The sequence below is a fragment of the Gemella sp. genome (assembly GCF_057272915.1).
In genome coordinates this window covers 16,712-36,633 of sequence record NZ_DBHIUF010000001.1, presented here as the reverse complement: position 1 = coordinate 36,633, position 19,922 = coordinate 16,712, and the positions used below count along the sequence as shown (strand labels likewise).

The window sequence follows — 19,922 nt, the reverse complement described above, 5'->3', positions numbered from 1 at the left end:
AGCCTTTTCTACTTCAATAAGACTTTTTTTTATCTTTAATATTATAACAAATATTTTGGTTTGTCAAAATACTTGCCATTTATCCCCCTTTTTAAAATTTTTCAAATTTTCTTCTTGACAAGTGAGTGTTTACTCACTATAATATTGACTATAAGGTGGGTGTTTACTTACCAAAGGTTTGAAATCTTATTTCTAATGGGATATTTCTTAGCACCTATCCTGAACTATATAATAATCGTAGTTCTAAAAACATTAGGTGAATTAATATCTCTCAAATAATCTCAGCTATATTTTTTAATCATAGAGTGAGTGTTTACTCACTTCAGAAAGGAAGATAATTCTTATGAAAAAATTAATACAAATTACTTCATTATCAAAAAGCTTCGGCGATCAAACAGTCCTTGATAACATTGATTTCAACCTAGAAAAAGGTGAAATTGTCGGTCTTATCGGTCCATCAGGATCGGGAAAATCAACATTAATAAAGACAATGCTCGGTATGGAAAAAGCAGATAAAGGTGAAGCCCTTGTTCTAGATAACAAAATGCCAAAAAGAGAAATTCTTTCTAATATTGGATATATGGCACAAAGCGATGCTCTTTATGAAATGCTTACCGGTTATGAAAACTTAGAATTTTTTGGAAAAATGAAAGGTGTTCCTTCAAAACAACTAAAAAAAGAAATAGCTTATATAGCAAAAATAGTTGACCTAACCGACCACTTAAAAAAATTAGTATCGAATTATTCAGGTGGGATGAAACGCAGACTTTCACTCGCCATTGCGTTAATCGGTAGCCCTGAGTTACTTATACTCGATGAACCTACTGTCGGTATAGACCCTAGCCTTCGTCGTAACATTTGGAAAGAATTGTTCAAACAGAGGGATAACGGTGTTGGCATACTAGTAACAACTCACGTAATGGACGAAGCAGAACTTACAGACAAAGTTGGACTCCTTCTTCGTGGAGATATTATCGATTTTGACACACCAAAAGATCTAAAAGAAAAAAATAATGTTATTACTATCGAAGAAGTATTCTTAAAAGTGGAGGAAAAATAACATGAGAATTTTAACTATTTCAAAAAGAGTTTTTAAGGAGTTTTTTAGAGATAAAAGAACTTTAGCTATGATGTTCGTCGCTCCAATTTTTATAATGTGGTTAATTAGCATAGTCTTTTCAGCAAACACAAATTCTGAAATTACTGTTGCTTCTGTAAACACTCCTCAAAGTGTCGTTTCAGTAATGAAAGATATCGACAATGTTCATATAGAGGAATATCAATCAAAAGAAGCTGCTGAAGAGAAATTAAAAAATAACGAGATAGATACTGTAATTTCTTACGATAACAATACCTACACGGTAACTCACGCCAACATAGACACTACAAAAACTATGCAAGCCCAACAAGTTTTAAAAAGTTCTATAAAAGCATCAGAAGCGAAAAATTTGGTGGAAGTTGTAAAAAAAGTAAATCCTAAATTAAGCGAAAACAAACAAGAACCTGAAGTTAAAGAATATTATAACTACGGTAATTCAGATTCAACTTTTTTCAATAAAGTTGCACCTACTTTAATCGGCTATATCCTATTCTTCTTCGTATTTCTAATCTCTGGAATGGCTCTACTAAAAGAGCGTACTAGCGGAACTCTAGATAGACTCTTAGCAACCCCGGTAAAACGAAGTGAAGTCGTACTAGGATATGTACTCTCTTATAGCTCATTAGCCGTAATTCAAACTATTATCGTCACTTTATCATCTGTATATTTATTAAATATTGAAGTTGCTGGAAATCCATTTTATGTTATAATAGTTAATGTATTACTAGCAATGGTTGCCTTAACATTAGGTTTACTAATCTCAACGGTTGCAAAATCAGAATTTCAAATGATGCAGTTCGTTCCGGTAATAGTTATTCCACAAATGTTCTTTTCAGGAATAGTATCTGTTGAGAGTATGGGAAAAATCGCTGTCTATATTAGTAAAATCTTACCTGTTACCTATGCTAGTGACGGTTTAAGCAAAATAATTTTAGAAGGTAAAAATCTTCTTGCGATTACAAATGATATAATAATTCTACTTGCACTTTGCATCCTTCTAATAATTCTTAATATTCTGGGCTTAAAACGATATAGAAAAGTTTAAAAAAACAATAGGAGACTCTTATGACTGAAAACATCTTAAAATCTTACTTTAGCATATCTCATGACGAAACCTTCCCACCTGGTAAGAAAAAAACAATAGAAGCTGCGATTAAATTATTCGCAAAACAAGGATACCACGGTACATCTACGCTTCAAATCGCTAAAGAAGCAGGCATTAGTCAAGCAACAGTATTCAAATACTTTAAAACTAAAGAAGATTTATTACATTTAATAATAGTCCCTGTTATTCCTAAATTATTTTTAAATTTTCTAAAAAGAACTCAAAATACTAACTCACTTGAAGAATTAATCAGTTATGTTGTGGAAGATCGCATGGTTTTCCTAAAAGAAAATAAGGATATTGTAAAAATAATCTACTCAGAAATATTAACAAATGAAAATTTTAAAACACAACTTATTGACTCTTTAAAAATAACATTTGAAAAAATAGATTTCAAAGCTATATTACAAACATATAAAGAAAATAATCCTGAAGTTAACGAAAACTTATCGACAGCTGAGATAATTCGTTCATTCTCAGGACCTATCACTACGTACTCAGTCCAAAGATTTATTCTTTTTGAGAATATTCCATGCCCTACTGAGGAGCATGATCTACAATTTATTAAACAACAAATTTATAAAAACTTAACAAGGTAAGAAAAAGAGGAGCTTACCCAAAAGCCCCTAAAATTTAACAAAGTTCATATGAGAACTCATAGACGCAGTGGTTTATTGATATCTAAATTCGCTTTTTAAACGCTTTTTAGATATCTAATAAACTGTGCGGGGGTGACTCTAAAAAAATCGCGATTTCTCCGAAATCACGATTTTTGAGTCACTCCCTCTTTTTTTCTATTCACCTAATCTAATTACCTTGTCACATATTGATAATGTTGATTTATTATGTGAAATTATTATTGTTATCTTGTCTTTTTTACTTTCTTCTAAAGCTTTTAGCACTTCGATTTCACTGAAGATATCGATGTTCGCTGTTGCTTCATCAAGAATCAGAAGTTTACTATCATTGTAGAATGAACGAGCTACTGATAAACGTTGTTTTTGACCTGAACTTATGTTCGAACTTCTCTCACCAACGATTTCATTTTCACGGCGTTTTAAGTTATCCACAAAACCTCTTAAATTAGTTTTTCTTAACGATGCATCCAACTCTTCTTTATCTAAATCTTCTTCGAAGAATGTAAGGTTATCTTTAATTTTTGCATTGAATAAGTAACTATCTTGCAGAATTATCGAGCTATTTTCTCTAAAATAACGGTTATCTATGTCTCTTAGATCAATATCATCGATAGTGATATTACCTTCCATATTTTCATCTGAGATAAATTTCATAATAAGTTTCGCTATTGTAGATTTACCACAACCACTAGGTCCACTTAATCCGATAATCTCACCTTTTTTCACGTCGAAGCTTAGATTATCCACTACAGTATTATCAGCGTAACGATATGTTAAGTTCTCAACTTTAAGTTCGTTAAAATCAACAACTACTCCACTATTTTCCGCTTCTTCTGATGTATTCATAAGTTCTAAAAATCTCTTTCCACTAGCCATCGTCTGACTTAATGTTGAAGCAAGGTTCCCCATGTATAAAATAGGAATAAACGATACGATAAACATCGCAACTAATGAAACAGTTACAAACTGACTATCAAGCGAAGATGCCACATAGATAAATGCCAACACCCCGATATTGTAAGTTACAACATTTAGAACATTCAGATCTACTAAAAATTTATTTTTTAGATATGAACTTCTTGTCAGTTCTTCAGTTTCCATATCGATATTACGTTTTGCTTCATCGATTTTTCCATATTGTAATGTTTCAAAAATTCCGTAAGCTTCTTCTGATGAATTGTTGTTTACTTGAGTTAGTTTACGACGATAATTTTTACCAACATCTTGCCCAACATTTCTAAAGCTTAACGGATACACAAGTCCGATTACGATATAAATTATTAATGCTACTAATGCTAATTTCACACTAAAGAATAATAGGAAGAAACTAACTACTAAGCTTTGTACGATATAAATCATAAATGGTGTTATCGTATGCGCGTAGAAAACTTCTAATAATTCAATATCAGTCGTAATCATCGTCATGTAATCACCTGAAGTATTTTTCGTAAAATTATCGACAGAGATGCGTTTAAATTTTTCTAAAACTTTAACACGTAAGGCATGTAATACTTTGAATGCCACATAGTGATTTAAAAGTTGCTCAGTATAACTGAATAACCCTTTTAACACGGCTAAAGCAAAGATTACTATAAATAAAATTACAGCTATTGTCGTTATTTTTGTTAAAAAGAATAACGAGATGAAGTAGGTAAATACAACAAGTGTTAAGTGTCCTAAGCTTCCGAATAAAGTCGCTCTAAGCAATGGACGTTTAAAATCCTGAGCAATAGCTAACAGTTGTTTTAATTCTCTTAATGATGTCATTACTCTACCTCCTTAGCTAAAAATTTTGATTTCAGTTGTTGTTGGTCTGTGAACAATCTTCTATATAATGAATTTTCTTCAATCAGCTCATCATGTGTTCCTTCTTCGATAATTTTCTTATCTTTTAGAACATAGATATTATCTGCATTTGTCACAGTCTCTAAATCGTGAGAAATAACGATGATAATTTTCCCTTCTTTAATTGAATCGAAGGCATTAAGTACGATTTCCTTACTGTAATCATCAATATTCGATACAGCTTCATCAAGTATATATAAGTAAGAATCTTTCAAAATTGCTTTCGCTGCAAGTAGTCTTTGTTTTTGACCTCCAGAAAGATTCGCAGCTCCTATCGCAAGCTCATAATCTAGACCTCCATGTTCTTCTACGAAATCTCTAAGATTAACTTTTTCTAAAGCATTGTACATTTCTTCTTCACTTATATTTTTACGAACACTTAAATGCTCTCTTACAGTTCCTTTAACTAAGTAACTATCATTAGTAATAAGTGTCGTAATTTTAGCCATCTCTCTAGTAGGAATACTATCGATATTGAAGTTGTCGTATTTTATACTTCCGCTATAGTTAGAATTTAAACCTAAGATTAATTTGATAATAGTAGACTTACCACTGCCACTTTCTCCTACTAATGCTGTTTTTGTACCAGGTTTAAATATCATATTGATATTTTCTAAAGTTGTCTCCTCACCATAAGAGAAGCTTACATTGTTCAGAACAATATTCTTTCCAGCCTCTACCTCAATAGTTTCATCTTTTTCTTGCTCTGGATGATCAAGAAGTTTATAGATATTATCTAACTCAACATTTCCTTTCATCGAAATATGGAACAAGCCACCTAAAGCACGCAACGGTTTGAAACATTCTAAAGAGGCTACGATTACGAAAACAATAAGTTTCTGATCTTTCACCACAAAAACAGCAATAATCGATAAAACAAATATAGAAATATAAGTAATAGCATCCATCACATTAATAGAATTAAGTTGGTGACGAAGTAACGCCATCGTTGATTTTCTATATTTCGCACTACGAGTATCAACATCGCCCGCTACATTATCTTCTTTACCATAAATTTTTGCCGTTGTGAAACCTGATAATCTATCATAGAATACTTCAGATAAACTTAAGAAATCGCTGAAGTTCTTTTTATTAGCCTTTTTTGACTTCTTAATAATAATCATAATAGACACAGGAATAAGCGGATATAGTAATAACATCGCTATAAATAGTAGGATATGAATCTTTCCATAAATCACAAACGAGCTAAGCACTATAAATAATGTCGCAAACATCTGCGGTACAAACTTATTGAAATAAAACTCGATATTCACAATCGATGAAGAATTCATCACAAGAAGACTACCAGTATTTACTGCTTTTGTGTAATTTAATGAAAGTTTTTCTACTTTGTTGTAAATCTCTTTCCTTAATGTATTTCTAACCTGTTTAGAAATTTTGTGACTGAAGTAATTATCCCCTGTTGTAGCTCCGTAATACACTACTAAACCTATCACCGTCTTCAGGATAAATCCAAATAAAGCACCGCTTCTACTCTCTTCACCTAGTGAATAAAATAGAAAATCTACGAAATTGTAGATAAAAAATAACGAGCACCAAAAGGCAACAAGTTTAAGAATTGCTACGAGATATACTTCTTTTTTGATATTAAAGAGAGCCATCGCTCTACCATCTATCTTCATAATATCTCCTTATTTAATTTCAAATTTAGATTTATTTACACAAAAAGAGTAAAAATGATAATGAAGGATTTTTGTTTTTTTTAATCCAACATTCACTCTTTTTATAAAAAAGGTTCTAGTTACCTACATTGATATTAATTATCAATTATACCTTTTTTATTATACTATATAGATAAATTAAAAGATAGCTTTAATGTTTATTGTTACGAAAATGTTCAAAAATACGAAGAATGTTCGGGAAATAGAGTTTTAGACTCATTCCTAGATATTTATAATTTTTACTTCGTTGTTCTTTTTGAGAGGACAAGCGCTGCAAAGTCTCTTTTTCAAGTTGTCTTTCTTGAACAGACACTTTCCTGCCGTTTTACTCGTTGTGTGTCCATTAGAAAAAGACAACAACTCAGTTTTATTATTTTACTGAATTGCTGTCTTCATATTTACATACTAAATTCTTCTTTTAACGCTTCTTGTAATAACTGGCTTACGTTTATGTTATTTCTTTTTGCTAACTCATTTAGATAACTAGGTATCGATACATTTCTTCTTACTGTTTTTACTTCTGATTTTCTTGCATATTCTAGCATATCAACACCAACTAAACTTACAAAACTAGCCTCTTTTATTGAGAACTCATCTACTTCAATTTCTAAATCTTTTATATCTCTTGCTATCGGAAACTCTTTTCCATCAATATAATACTCATACAACCAAGCACCTAAATAATCACTGGCCATAAAAAATGCATCTTTTAAATCTTCTCCTTCAGTAGCACCAAAATCTAAATCAGGGAAAACCACTGTATATCCGTCATTCTCTATATTTTTATAAAATATAGCAGGATAGACTACATTCATAATAATACCTCCTATTATTAAAATAAGGAGCGGGAACTATTTTAATCCCGCCTGTTTCAAAATCCTATGTTCTAGACCTTTTCCTAAAGCACGATTATGAAGCGGAACTTGTGTTACCCTACCAGTCTTGGGATTCCTAAACTTTCTATGCGAACCATCACCACTTTTTACATAAATGAAGCCATTCGCTTCTAAAAGCTTAATCATCTCTTTAGATGTCATTGGCATTGTATTGTCCTCCTTACCTTTATTATACACATTTATACACATTAATTCAAGAGGAAGGTGCTTCACCGAAAGTCCTAAATTTTAGTTCTTACATTTTCTATTTTATAAGAATAAAAATCCATAGCTACACAACAAAAAAGAAGGTTCAAGATTGTTTTAAATCTCACCCTCTCTCTTATTCAATCATCTAACTACCTAATGTTATTACTTTATCTGCTAAGTTTTCAATTTTTTCACTATTTCTATGAGTTATCATAATAACTGTAGATTCTTTGTCTTTTAATATTATTTCCTCGATATCATCTGCCAACTTACTATCTAAGTTCGCCGTACCTTCATCGATTATGAATACATCTTTTTTATGATATAAACTTCTTGCTAGTCCTAATCGTTGCAACTGTCCACCTGATAAAGCTAAGTTTTTATTGTCTAGTATAGTATTTTCTTTTTCTTCTAAATTATCAACCACATCAACTAACTTACAATTTTCCAGAACTTCTCTAAACAACTTATCGTTATATTCTTTGTTTAAAATAATATTATCCTTAATCGATAAATTTAACAATTGTACTTTTTGATTCATCGTAGAAATTGCCGATTTAATATCAAATTGTTTTAATTCTCTATTATCCCATTCTACACTACCTTCATAGTTCTTCAAATCACCATTTAAAATATTTATCAACGTTGATTTTCCACTACCACTTTTACCTTTTATTAAATACTTCTTGTTTTTCTCAAAAGTTAAATTAGGAAATTCTACCGTCTTATCTGGATAGTTATATTTAACATTAGAAACTACAATTCCCTTATCTAATTTTTCGACTCTCGGTAAACTTTTCTCTTCTTTAATTTCTGGGTACTTATTCAACAACTCATTTGCAGAAGCGAAATTCGGATATAGCTCGATTACTTTTGTCAATCCTCCAAAGAATTCTCCTGTATAACCTGATATCGCAAATATCATCGCAAATTCAATATATCCTTTATATGCAAAATATCCCGCAATAAAAATCAACGCGATTTGGTTTCCTGCATTTATTGTCACATTCAACCCTTGTAAAGTCATAATAGATTTTTTTCTATTAACTTTAGCATTTTTTATATTTTTTGAACCTACATTTACAATTCTATCTAATAAATTCAACGCAGAAAAGTTATTTAGCATTTCTGAACTAGCCAGCGCATTCTCTAAATCCTTATTGAAATCTTCTGTAGCTTTTGAAATGTCTTTTGTCGTTGTTTTTATCGCTTTGTTGAAATACTTAGGTAGAACCATCATTAATAAAGACAATGCAAGTGAGATAATAAATAACGTAATATTCACCTTAAGTAATGCAATTGTTGAGATAACAACTAAAGATATACTGTAAATCGCAAATAAACAATTAGCCGCATATTGCTCAAACTGCTGGATATCAGTAGTATTTAAAGCTATACATTCTGCTCCATTATTGTGTTTCTCGTTATAAACTAACTTTTCCTTGAAATCCGCAATTGCTGTTTTTCTAAGACTTGTAGAAAAATTTTGAATCAACTTTTCAACGTATATCGCTCTGAAATAACCCAATGTATTCAAAACAACATATATCAACATAACTGCAATAGTCGCCGACACCATAAATCTTAAATTTTTATCTACCGTCGCCTGGATAATCAAACTAAATCCATAAGACGTCGCAACCTGTGCTGCTGCGCATAATACCGTAATAATAAATACTAGTATGCTATATTTTTGTTTAAATAATAACTTAAACACAATCTTCACCCCTAATACTAACTTTTAAAATCCTTCTTATATTCTGAATTTAAAGTATATTTATTATGTAAATTTTATCAGAGATAATAAATATAATCAATACAATTTATGAAAATTATCACATTTTATTTTCTAATTTTCAGATTTTTATCGAAATAACTTTTATTTTAAATCTAAAATAGCTTCTCAAACGTACTTTTGGGACTGATCCAGAAGACCTTAATTTTAACAAAGTGTATATAAGAACTCATAGACGCAGTGGTTTATTGATATCTAAAATCGCTTTAGAAAAGCTTTTTAGATATCTAATAAACTGTGCGGGGGTGACTCGACAAAATCGATTTCTCCGAAATCATGATTTTTGAGTCACTCCCAAAAGTCCAAATGCAAATAAAAAGAAATAAACTCCAGATTTTTCCTCTGGAGTTTGTTTTCGTCTATTCTTTTATAATTCTATAGTAAATTTTGATGTTATCATATAAACTATTAGGATATTAAATTTACACCTCTTTTATTTCATCCAAATCTAATATATTTCCAATTTTCTCATATACCTCTACTGTATCTGAAAATTTTATATCCTTTGTATACGGATTATTCTTTGCATATCTGTCCCATATATTTTTTATTGTACGATTAATTTTAAATAGTTCTACTATTTCCTTATATTGTCTAATTGCTTTCAAAGAACTTCTTTGTCTCGCTGTTTTCACTATAGCTTCTCCTAATATTTCTTGATTAATCTTATTATTATACATATTGTATATCATATATAAATCATAAAAATCACGAGCTCTTGTTGTTGTAATGTTTCTACTTGAAATTGTTTCAAATTTTTCCGCAAGTATTGTCTCTATGGTGTATGTAATAATAGAAATTGTCCCTTCCTCTAATATTCTAGAGTAAGAATATTTAATTTCTCTAGGTGTAATAACATCACCAGTAGTTATATCTATATTTAATCTTGCATTAATTTTCCCGAATTTACACTCAATACTTGCACTAAAATCCTCATAGACATCAGCATTTCTTATCGGTGTTAGTTTTATCAATTTATAACTGATTTCTAAATCAATTTCTATATCTAAAATTTCATTAATTATTCTAGTAATAGTTTCTTCATTTACAGGAATACCTTTAATTGTAGTATCCATATCCATTGTACTCCTCATATCAACACCTATTAGAGAAGAGATTAATAACCCACCTTTTAATATGAAATTCTCCCTGTATTTTGACTTAGATAACTTTTCGAGTATCCCTTCAAAAAGACACATTTGTAGCAAAGAATTAGGATTAACACCTTTTTCTTTCGATATATTTCTAATAGCCCCTTTTATTTGTTCTGCTGTCTTCATAATAATACCTCCGTATAAGGTTTCAGCTGTTCTTCCATATTCATATACATGGCATATTTAGATAATTTTAATAAATCTTTATCTTCACCTCCAAAATATAATTTCATAGCTTCACTAAATACGCCAGAATCAACTCTATCTTTATCTCTTATAAGATCTAGTATAGTTTTTTCTTTATCATACACGCTAACTTCTCTACCGAATGGGCTGATTATTCTTTCCTTACCTAAATCATAATATTCTTTTTTACTATATTTAAAGGAAATATCATCCCTGTTTTTCTTAATTCTACTTACATTATCACCTTTCATTACCATCATAACATAGTTGAGTGGCATTCTTGTGGATAAACCTTGCAAGTAGGCTGCAGTTTCATGAGAGAATACTCCCTTTGGTATTCTATGAGAAAAATAAAGATACTCGTCTATTTCTTCATTAGTTAAGACGTATAATCCGTTCGCTACTTTTACTATTTCTTCATCATGCGTAAGTTTTTTTAACGTATCCTTATGGATTCCCAATGATAATGCATCTTTTGTTGTAATAATTCCATTATTTTCCTTCATTTTATTTAGTAGTAATTCTTTTTTACTCATCATTCCCACCGCCTTTTTGTTCTTACATTTTCTATTTTATAAGAACAAAAGTCCAAATGCAAATAAAAAGAAAAACTCCAGATTTTTCCTCTGGAGTTTATTTTCATCTATTCTTTTATAATTCTATAGTAAATTTTTGATGTTATTGCATAAACTATTAGATAAAAGATTGCGAAGACTACGATTGTCACAGCAAGCGCCTGTAAGAATATGCTGCTATCTGTTATTAAGAATAATCTTAAGATTTTCTCGATAAATGGATATGCTACTATCGTGTGTAATGTCGCTATAATTAGCGGTGAGAAGAAGATTAACAGTACTTGCGATCTTATTGATTGTTTAATCTGTTTATCTGTAATACCTACTTTTCTCATGATTTCAAAGTTTCCTTTATCTTCATATCCTTCTGAGATTTGTTTGTAGTACATGATTACCACTTGAGATGTTACAAATATTAAACTTATGAACACTCCAATGAATAGGAATGATGCAAAGACTCCTCTAAATGTAAGTTTATTTTCATCTTTCCCTTCTATTTCTATTCCCACTTGTTTTTCTAATTTTTTAAAACTTTCGATTACCTTGGCTTCTTTAGTAGTGTCTTTAATATTAAATGCAACATAGTTTTGAACTGTAGCTGTTCCAGTTGCTATACTTATTCCTCTACTATCTGGATTTTGTTTACTAAGTTCGTCCATTCTCGCAGCTAATTGTGTAGCTATTTTTTCCGCTTCTTTATCATCTTTTACAACAACGTAGTAAGTATCAATAATATTCGCCGCTGCTGAACCTATTGCTCCTGGAAACTCAGATAATTTTTCTTTAATTTTATAGTCACTACCATTTAGAGAAATACTATTATGGTTGTAATTTCCTTTTTTATCAATATGCAATAAAACCTCATTACTTTCTAATGTTTTATTTTTATTAGCTACCTTGTTATAATCTTTTAATTCAAGGACAGTTATCATTTTCACATTAGCTAAGTCAACCCCTAGATTAGCTTCGGCCTTGAATTTATCATTCAATAGTCTTCCTACCATAGGTACTGAATTATATGAAACCATATCTTCCACTTCAGTTCCTGCTTCTTTAGCTGATAATTTTACATTATTTTCAATTTCTTTTAGTTTATCACTAGTAGAATGATAACCTGCAATCATTAATTGTCTTGGGAATCTCTCATTATAAGATTTTTCCATGCCTGCATATAACGCCGATGTTGTTCCCATAGTTACAAGAACCATAGAAGATAATATACAGATATTCGCTAATCCTACTGCATTTCTCTTCATTCTGTATAATAAACCAGAAACGCTGATAAAGTTTTTAGGTTTATAGTAGAAGTTTTTATTATTTTTCATAATTTTTAGTACTGTAATACTTACTGCCATGAATACTAAATATGTACCTATAATTACCGCAATTACCGCAAAGAAGAATACTGTTATTGCTTTTATAGGATTTTGTACAGTTTGCGCTGTGTAATAACCATAACCGATTAAACCTAATCCAATTATCGCTAAAATCCATCTTGATTTCGGTTCTTTTTCACCTTTATTTTCATCTTTTAATAAGGCTACAATTCTAAGTCTAGCTATTTTTATAACAGTATAAAGTAGTAATAAGAAGAATATTCCTCCGAATAATAATACTGAGAATACTACAGCTATCGGTGTAATACTAAAACCGAAAGTAACCGTTGCTGAGAATAATTTCAATAGTATTAACAGCATAAGTTTATCGAATAAAATACCTAATCCAATACCGACTACTATGGTAGTTATAGCGATAAAAATCGTTTCTAGCACTAAAATTTTCGCTATTTGTTTTTTTGTCATACCTAACACGGCATACAATCCAAATTCTCTCACTCTACGTTTTACTAAAAAACTGTAAGTGTAAAATAAGAATATTGTAGAGAAAATTGCTATTACAATTATTCCCAAACTTAATACCTGTTTAGTCGCCTCAATACCATTTGGAAGTTTGTTTAAATTATCCCCAAAAGCTAAAGATGAAAGTATATAAAACGACATTATTGTAAAAATTGTTGATAATACATAAGGTACTATAAATCTTTTATTTTTAACAAGGTTATTTAAAGCAAATTTGCTATAAAAGAAGCTCATCTTACTCACCTGCCTGCATTAAAGTTAACGTATCATTAATTTTTTGGAACATTTCACTCGTAGTTGCATTCCCTTTTCTAAGTTCGTGGAAAACTACTCCGTCTTTAATAAATAATACACGTTTTGCACGAGCTGCTGTTTTCACAGAGTGCGTAACCATAATTATTGTTTGTCCTGCGTTATTAAGTTTTTCAAAAACTTCTAATAGTTGATCTGTTGATTTTGAATCCAAGGCTCCTGTCGGTTCATCCGCTAAGATTAATGCTGGATTCGTAATAATCGCACGCGCTACTGCAACCCTTTGACGTTGACCACCAGATACTTCATATGGAAACTTGTTGATTAATTTATCAATTCCTAAAGGTTTAGTTACTTTCTCTAATCTTTTTTCCATATCTTTATATTTTTTATTAGCTAACACTAACGGTAATAAGATATTATCTTTTATAGAAAAATTATCCAGTAGGTTGAAATCTTGGAAGACAAATCCTAGATTGTCACGACGGAAATTCGCTAAGTCTTTATCTTTCAATTTGCTTAAATCTAAATTGTTTAAATTCACATTTCCTGATGTCGCTTTATCAAATGTTGCGATAATATTTAATAAAGTAGTTTTACCACTTCCACTCTCACCCATGATTGCTACATATTCACCATTATCTACTGCGAAATTTACATTTTTTAACGCTTCTGTACTTTGAGTACTTAATCTTGTTGTATAAACTTTTCTTACATTGTTGACTTCTAATAACATTTTTATCACTCCTAAATTCTTTTATCTAATTTTCCTAGTTCGAACTTTTCTACAACTTCCTTGTTGTTTATATTTATATTCTACCTTACTTTTCTTACAGATTCTATCGATTTTCCTTACAAAAAAGCTCCCAACCTTACACTTTTGTAAGATTGGGATATTTATTACTTTTTATTTTAAATAATCTTATAAGCTTTATTTCCTGGGAAATTATAATCGTAATATATCTGTAAATCTTTGTTCAGAGTCGCTATCTAGTCTGTGCGTTATTAGAATTACCGTTAATTCTGGATTAGTTAATAGAAGTTCTTCTATTTTCTCTGCATTATCCTTATCTAAATTAGAAGTTATCTCATCTAACAGTACTACTTTTTTCTCTCTAATAATTCCACGAGCAAGGGCTATTCTTTGTTTTTGACCACCTGATAAATTCTTACCACCTTCTACAAGTTCAGTATCTAAGCCATCCTCAAGACTTGCCAGAAACTCTCCTAGTCCTACACTTTCCAACACGTCTTTAACTTTTTCATCAGCATAATCATCACCTAGCGTTATATTAAATCTTAGACTTTCTGTGAAAATATATGGCTCTTGTGGGATATATAGCATCTTATCATACAGGCTATGCTTACTAATACCCTCTAGTTCTTCTCCGTTAAATTTAATTGCACCCTCATAATTTTCTATTCTTCCAGTCAATAATTTTAACAGTGTAGATTTTCCACTACCACTTTCTCCGACAATAGCGTATTTACCATATTTATTAAATACATACGAAATATTTTTTAATACACTTTTCTCTTCATATTTATAAGAAACATCTTCTAATACTATAGTTTCAATTTCTTCATTTAATAATTTTTTGCCAGTATCTTTATCATTAATTGCCTTAGCCTCTTCTTTGAATTTCTCGAATTTATCAAAGATCGGCACTACGATATTTAACTCTACCGTAATATTCATAATATTTCCTACTGAATTAAAAATCGTAGATGTTAGTGACTCGACCGTTAAAATAGATCCAAAGCCTACAATATTTTTTAGAGCCAGTATTCCCGTTAATAATACTACACCAACTTGCCCTACTAAATTTCCTAAGCCACCTAGGACTCCGGCTAATCCGACACTTTTTCTTAGAGACACAGATTCTTTTAGTACTTCATTAGAAGAAGTTGCTACAATTTTTTTCAAAATTCCTAATTTATTGAAAGATAGTAAACTATCAAATCCCTGTAGGTAATTTGTATTTTTACTTATTAATTTTTCTAATGAGCCTGAGTATCTCTGAGCTTTATTCTGAATAGATTTTTGAGCTAAAGCTGGTAAAACTAATGTAAGAACACTCATTACTATAGAGAAGACGATAATCGACCAGTGGAATGCAAGCAGTCCGACTATAGCTAAAAGAGTCTCTATTATCGCTGTAATACTTTGATAAAAATTACCAAACCCTTTTTCCTCAACAATCATCAAATCATTACTAAGCCACGATATGTAATCACCGCTATTTTTCTTATTGAAATTAGCATAGTTATTTTTAGAAATTGCATCAACAACATCACATCTAATATCAGTTATCATTTTTTGCACTACATAGTTTTCATACGGAATTTTTATATAAATAGAAACTAAAAATAATAAAAACACTATACCTGCATAGGCTATATTATAGAAAAAGCCATCGGTATTCGACTTAATTAATTCGTTAAATCCATCCCCTATAAAATACGCAGCGACAACCTTACATGCTCCCCCAAAAATAATCAGTAACATCAACAAACTATTTTCTAAATATCTTTTCTTTAAATACTGCTTCATCTTTTCCCTCCTTATACCTTACTATTATTCTATCAAATAAAATAAACTAAAACAAGATAGTTTTCAGATAATTTATTCTATTAGTTAGAAAATAATTTTATTTACATTATAATATATATATATATATATATATATCAAGTGGCTTTTTAGGTTTTATAAATTTTACATCTAATAAACTTTGAGGGGGGCATCTTGACAAAATTGATTTCTCCGAAATCTCGATTTTTAAGTTGCTCCATCAAGTTACTTTTTGTGATTTTAGCAAATTATTTCTTCTAGTGATTTATTAGATATCTAAAAGTTTTCATAAAGCGAATTTAGATATCAATAACCCCCTGCGTCTATGATTTATAATATACACTTTTTTAAAATTTAAGACTTTTAGTTCAATTCCCTCAAGTAAATTTTGTCGAGTTTATAGCTAACTTACTTTGGGAGTTTATCAATTTATATCCAGTCTCACTTGTTAAATTAAAAAATCCCCTTAAAAGTTAAATTCATAATCTAACTCTCAAGAGGATCCCTTATTGATTTGTTTTTATCTAATCCCTTAAAGTATCTTCTTTTGGGAATGTTATTTCTACTCTAGTTCCTTCACCTACTTTTGAAGAAATTTCAATATGATGCCCTAGCTTATCTAGAGTTTTTTTACATAAATACAAACCTAAACCACTAGATTTTTTTTCATATCTTCCATTAAAACCTGTAAAACCTTTTTCGAAAATTCGAGGTAAATCTTCTTCTTTAATACCCATACCGTTATCTTCTACAATTAGTTTATTTTCACAAGTTTCTATTATAATTTCTCCACCAGTGCTAGTATACTTCACACTATTACCTAGTATTTGTTCGAAGGCGAAGCTCAACCATTTTTTATCACTAATTACCATTGTTTCATGTGAAACATAGTTTAATTTAATTTTTTTGTTAATAAATATAGTCGCATATTTTTTTACACTATCTTTCACTACTTCATCAAGATTAATCTTAGTAATAACGTAATCTGATGACGTGCTATCTAATCTTATGTACGTTAGAACCATCTCAACATAGCGTTCTATTTTAAACAATTCTTGCTGCAAATTTTTTTGATCTACTTCTTCATTGTCTAATAAAAAATTCATTGCCGCAATCGGTGTTTTTATCTGATGAACCCACATACTATAGTAATCAACCATATCTGTATTTTTTTGTCGATTTTCCTGAGCTAATTTCTCTAACTCTTCATATAATTTCTCTATAATTTTATGATAATAATCTATTCTGACATCCAAGCTTTTCGGTAAATCTTCAAGATCATTTAGAATGTTTTTTTCTAGAAATTTTAATTTTTTATAACTCTCTCTATAATTAACAAAATCTGAAAAACTAGCTATAAGTGCTGTTAAAAAGCAAAAACTTCCTGTATAAACTAGAGCTTCTAGTGGTAAATTATATAAATAAAACATAATAAAAAATATAGCAATAAAAACTACGAATAAAATATAGACTTTTGTGTTTTTCTTTAAATAACTTTTTAATATTTCCATTAGACGATGTATCCTTTACCTTTTTTAGTCGTGATAAATTCATCTATTCCTATACTTTTTAACTTAGAACGAAGTCTGTTTATATTAACCGACAAAGTATTTTCATCTATAAAGTTATCACTTTGCCACAAGGCGGTAATTATTTCTTCTCTCGTTACTATTTTTTCTCTGTTTTCTAATAATACTGTAAGAATTTTACCTTCATTTTTTGTTAGTTCAACGAGATTATCTTGATATTTTACCTCATCACGGCTCATATCAAAAATTACATCCTTATACACTACAAGATTCGAAGATCCACTAAAATTATACACTCGACGTAGTAATGCTTCTATTTTTGCCTTTAGGACAACTAACTTAAATGGTTTTTCTATAAAATCATCCGCACCGATATTCATAGCCATAACAATATTCATATCATCATTCGCAGATGAAATAAAAATTATAGGCACTTTCGACAACTTCCTAATTTCCTCACAGAAATAATACCCATCAAAGTAGGGGAGATTAATATCCATTAATACTAAGTCTGGGGATTGTTCCACAAATTCCTTAACTACATTTTGAAAATCTACAACTTCGTGTGTAGCATACTGCCACTTTTGTAAGTATCCTGCTATAGAATTAGAAATTATCTCATCGTCTTCTACTATCATTACTTTATACATATGTTCACCCCTTAGCTACTATTATTACTAAAATTATATCATAAACATATTTTATTTGATATATATCTACAAAAAATTAATATTATCTTCAAAATTCCTGTCTTCAACAAAAAATAGAGATTACTCAGAAGTAGTATTATGAAATTTCCACACTGTTTTGTTTCTATTTCATACTTCTAAATAATCTCTATTCAAAAAGAGAAAATTGTGGATTAAGATAATCTTTATTTAAGTATATTAATATTAAAATAAATGGCTGTCAAGGGTGTTAAAAATTCTTTCTTAATCCACAATTTTTAATAAAATATTAATTATTTTAATTGTATGTTTCTTGTGAAACTTTTCTCTTAGATATTTTCTAACGCTAAACGTAAATCTTCAATTAAATCATCTGCATTTTCTAATCCAATTGATAATCTAACTTGCTGTGGAGTAATTCCTGTATATTGTAATTCCTCCGGACTTAATTGTCCATGTGTTGTTGATGCTGGGTGGATAGCTAAACTTTTCGCGTCAGCTACATTCGCTAAGTTTGAGAAAATTTCTAAACTATCAATTACTTTACGAGCTGCTTCTTCTCCTCCAACAACATCAAATGAGAAGATTGATCCACTACCTTTAGGTAGGTATTTTTTAGCTAATTCATAATATTTGTTTCCCTCTAATCCTGGGTAGTTGATTGATGCTACTTTAGGATGTTTTACTAAGAAGTCTATTACTTTTTGAGTATTTTCTACATGACGTTCTACTCGTAAAGATAATGTTTCTAAACCTTGTAATAATAAGAATGCGTTAAATGGTGATAATGCTGCCCCTGTATCACGTAATAACTGTGTTCTTACATTTGTAATGAACGCAGCAGGTCCTACATCTCTTGTATAACTTAAGTTGTGGTAACTTGGATCTTCATCAACTAATTGTGGGAATTTTCCACTACCTTCCCAGTCGAATTTACCACTATCTACGATAACACCACCGATTGATGTACCGTGTCCTCCAATGAATTTAGTCGCAGAGTGAATAATAATATCTACACCATGGCTAAATGCATTAATTAAGTATGGACTAGCAAACGTGTTATCAACTACTAATGGAATTTTATGTTTATGAGCAATCTCAGCCCATTTTTCTAAGTCAGCAACATTTGCTAATGGGTTTCCTAATGTTTCTACAAATAGAGCTTTAGTTTTATCAGTAATTGCTTGCTCAATTTCTTCAAAGTTATCTGGATCAACAAAAGTTGACTCTACACCATAGCGTGGTAGAGTAAGTTTCAATAGGTTATATGTTCCACCATATACATTTTTAGAAGATACGATGTGATCTCCTGCATGAGCTAATGTTAGGAATACATATGTAATTGCAGCCATTCCTGAAGCTACAGCTAATGCCCCAACTCCACCTTCTAAAGCATTAATTCTTTCTTCAAAGACTGCCGTAGTAGGATTGGTAATACGCGTATAAATATTCCCAGCTTTTCTTAAAGCAAATGAATCAGCGGCATCTTGAGTATCATCAAAAACAAATGATGTTGTTTGATAAATAGGAACAGCTCTTGCTTTTGTATCTCCAACTGTTTGCCCTGCGTGTAATTGTAATGTTTCAAAACTAAATTTTCTTGTCATAAATATTTTTTCCTCTTTTCTACGTTTTGATAAGTTCTGTGTTTTAGATAATAAAAAAACACCCCTATTGCGTTTGCAATAGAGGCGATCATCTTAATTCGCGTTACCACTCTAGTTTATACTAACCTTGCGATTAGTACCTTATTCAGTACATGTTTATACTGTGTGCTATATCGTGCAGCTCACGTGTTTACCTATTAGATAAACAAAACTCTAAGACCATTTTCAACTAATCTTCACCATGTTACTTCACACCACCCAGTAACTCTCT

16 protein-coding genes and 1 other annotated feature (1 of these 17 cut by a window edge) are annotated in these 19,922 nt (G+C 30.3%); of the genes, 3 read left to right on the top strand and 13 right to left on the bottom strand.

The annotated features are described in order from the left end of the window. The first annotated feature begins 343 nt into the window (after positions 1-343). Genes ACO6OL_RS00170 through ACO6OL_RS00160 form a run of 3 tightly spaced genes read left to right on the top strand, consistent with a single transcriptional unit; the run spans position 344 to position 2,803 of the window. The gene (locus tag ACO6OL_RS00170) at positions 344-1,060 is read left to right on the top strand and encodes an ABC transporter ATP-binding protein (protein WP_485501720.1); all 717 of its coding nucleotides are present in this window, start codon (positions 344-346) and stop codon (positions 1,058-1,060) included. Between the two features lies 1 nt (position 1,061). Continuing rightward, complete coding sequence (locus ACO6OL_RS00165) at positions 1,062-2,144, top strand: ABC transporter permease (protein ID WP_485501719.1); 1,083 nt, start codon at positions 1,062-1,064, stop codon at positions 2,142-2,144. Positions 2,145-2,164: 20 nt separating this feature from the next. Next, positions 2,165-2,803, top strand: coding sequence for a TetR/AcrR family transcriptional regulator (locus ACO6OL_RS00160; RefSeq protein WP_485501718.1), 639 nt, complete (start codon positions 2,165-2,167; stop codon positions 2,801-2,803). 195 nt (positions 2,804-2,998) lie between these two features. Here the strand turns inward: ACO6OL_RS00160 and ACO6OL_RS00155 are convergent, their stop codons facing one another. From ACO6OL_RS00155 to ACO6OL_RS00095, 13 genes are all read right to left on the bottom strand, one after another. Beyond that, on the bottom strand, positions 2,999-4,609 hold the full coding sequence (locus tag ACO6OL_RS00155) for an ABC transporter ATP-binding protein (RefSeq protein WP_485501717.1): 1,611 nt from the start codon (positions 4,607-4,609) through the stop codon (positions 2,999-3,001). Continuing rightward, positions 4,609-6,330: an ABC transporter ATP-binding protein/permease gene (locus ACO6OL_RS00150; RefSeq protein ID WP_485501716.1), complete on the bottom strand. Its 1,722-nt coding sequence runs from the start codon at positions 6,328-6,330 to the stop codon at positions 4,609-4,611. Before ACO6OL_RS00150 ends, ACO6OL_RS00155 begins: the two co-directional genes overlap by 1 nt. 437 nt (positions 6,331-6,767) lie before the next feature. After that, the gene (locus tag ACO6OL_RS00145) at positions 6,768-7,184 is read right to left on the bottom strand and encodes a type II toxin-antitoxin system HicB family antitoxin (protein ID WP_304096556.1); all 417 of its coding nucleotides are present in this window, start codon (positions 7,182-7,184) and stop codon (positions 6,768-6,770) included. Between the two features lie 36 nt (positions 7,185-7,220). Continuing rightward, the gene (locus ACO6OL_RS00140; protein WP_485501715.1) at positions 7,221-7,412 is read right to left on the bottom strand and encodes a type II toxin-antitoxin system HicA family toxin; all 192 of its coding nucleotides are present in this window, start codon (positions 7,410-7,412) and stop codon (positions 7,221-7,223) included. A 187-nt stretch (positions 7,413-7,599) separates the two neighbouring features. Further along, on the bottom strand, positions 7,600-9,171 hold the full coding sequence (locus tag ACO6OL_RS00135) for an ATP-binding cassette domain-containing protein (RefSeq protein ID WP_485501714.1): 1,572 nt from the start codon (positions 9,169-9,171) through the stop codon (positions 7,600-7,602). 500 nt (positions 9,172-9,671) lie between these two features. Further along, positions 9,672-10,529 (bottom strand): nucleotidyl transferase AbiEii/AbiGii toxin family protein, encoded by an 858-nt coding sequence (locus tag ACO6OL_RS00130; RefSeq protein ID WP_485501713.1) that lies wholly within the window; start codon positions 10,527-10,529, stop codon positions 9,672-9,674. Then, positions 10,526-11,125 carry a type IV toxin-antitoxin system AbiEi family antitoxin domain-containing protein gene (locus tag ACO6OL_RS00125; RefSeq protein ID WP_314085050.1) on the bottom strand — a complete coding sequence of 200 codons (600 nt, stop codon included), beginning with the start codon at positions 11,123-11,125 and terminating at the stop codon, positions 10,526-10,528. The genes ACO6OL_RS00130 and ACO6OL_RS00125 overlap by 4 nt, the downstream gene beginning before the upstream one ends. A gap of 107 nt (positions 11,126-11,232) precedes the next feature. Next, entirely contained in the window at positions 11,233-13,257 is a 2,025-nt protein-coding gene (locus ACO6OL_RS00120) for an ABC transporter permease (RefSeq protein ID WP_485501712.1), read from the bottom strand. 1 nt (position 13,258) lies between these two features. Beyond that, on the bottom strand, positions 13,259-14,011 hold the full coding sequence (locus tag ACO6OL_RS00115) for an ABC transporter ATP-binding protein (RefSeq protein WP_003147441.1): 753 nt from the start codon (positions 14,009-14,011) through the stop codon (positions 13,259-13,261). 210 nt (positions 14,012-14,221) lie between these two features. Then, positions 14,222-15,829, bottom strand: coding sequence for an ABC transporter ATP-binding protein (locus ACO6OL_RS00110; protein WP_485501711.1), 1,608 nt, complete (start codon positions 15,827-15,829; stop codon positions 14,222-14,224). A gap of 542 nt (positions 15,830-16,371) precedes the next feature. Further along, positions 16,372-17,358 (bottom strand): sensor histidine kinase, encoded by a 987-nt coding sequence (locus ACO6OL_RS00105; RefSeq protein WP_485501710.1) that lies wholly within the window; start codon positions 17,356-17,358, stop codon positions 16,372-16,374. Next, positions 17,358-18,026 carry a response regulator transcription factor gene (locus ACO6OL_RS00100; protein WP_314092831.1) on the bottom strand — a complete coding sequence of 223 codons (669 nt, stop codon included), beginning with the start codon at positions 18,024-18,026 and terminating at the stop codon, positions 17,358-17,360. Before ACO6OL_RS00100 ends, ACO6OL_RS00105 begins: the two co-directional genes overlap by 1 nt. 347 nt (positions 18,027-18,373) lie before the next feature. Further along, positions 18,374-19,651 carry an O-acetylhomoserine aminocarboxypropyltransferase/cysteine synthase family protein gene (locus ACO6OL_RS00095; protein ID WP_003144273.1) on the bottom strand — a complete coding sequence of 426 codons (1,278 nt, stop codon included), beginning with the start codon at positions 19,649-19,651 and terminating at the stop codon, positions 18,374-18,376. Between the two features lie 77 nt (positions 19,652-19,728). Then, positions 19,729-19,922: a binding site (T-box leader), on the bottom strand; it runs 44 nt beyond the window's last position.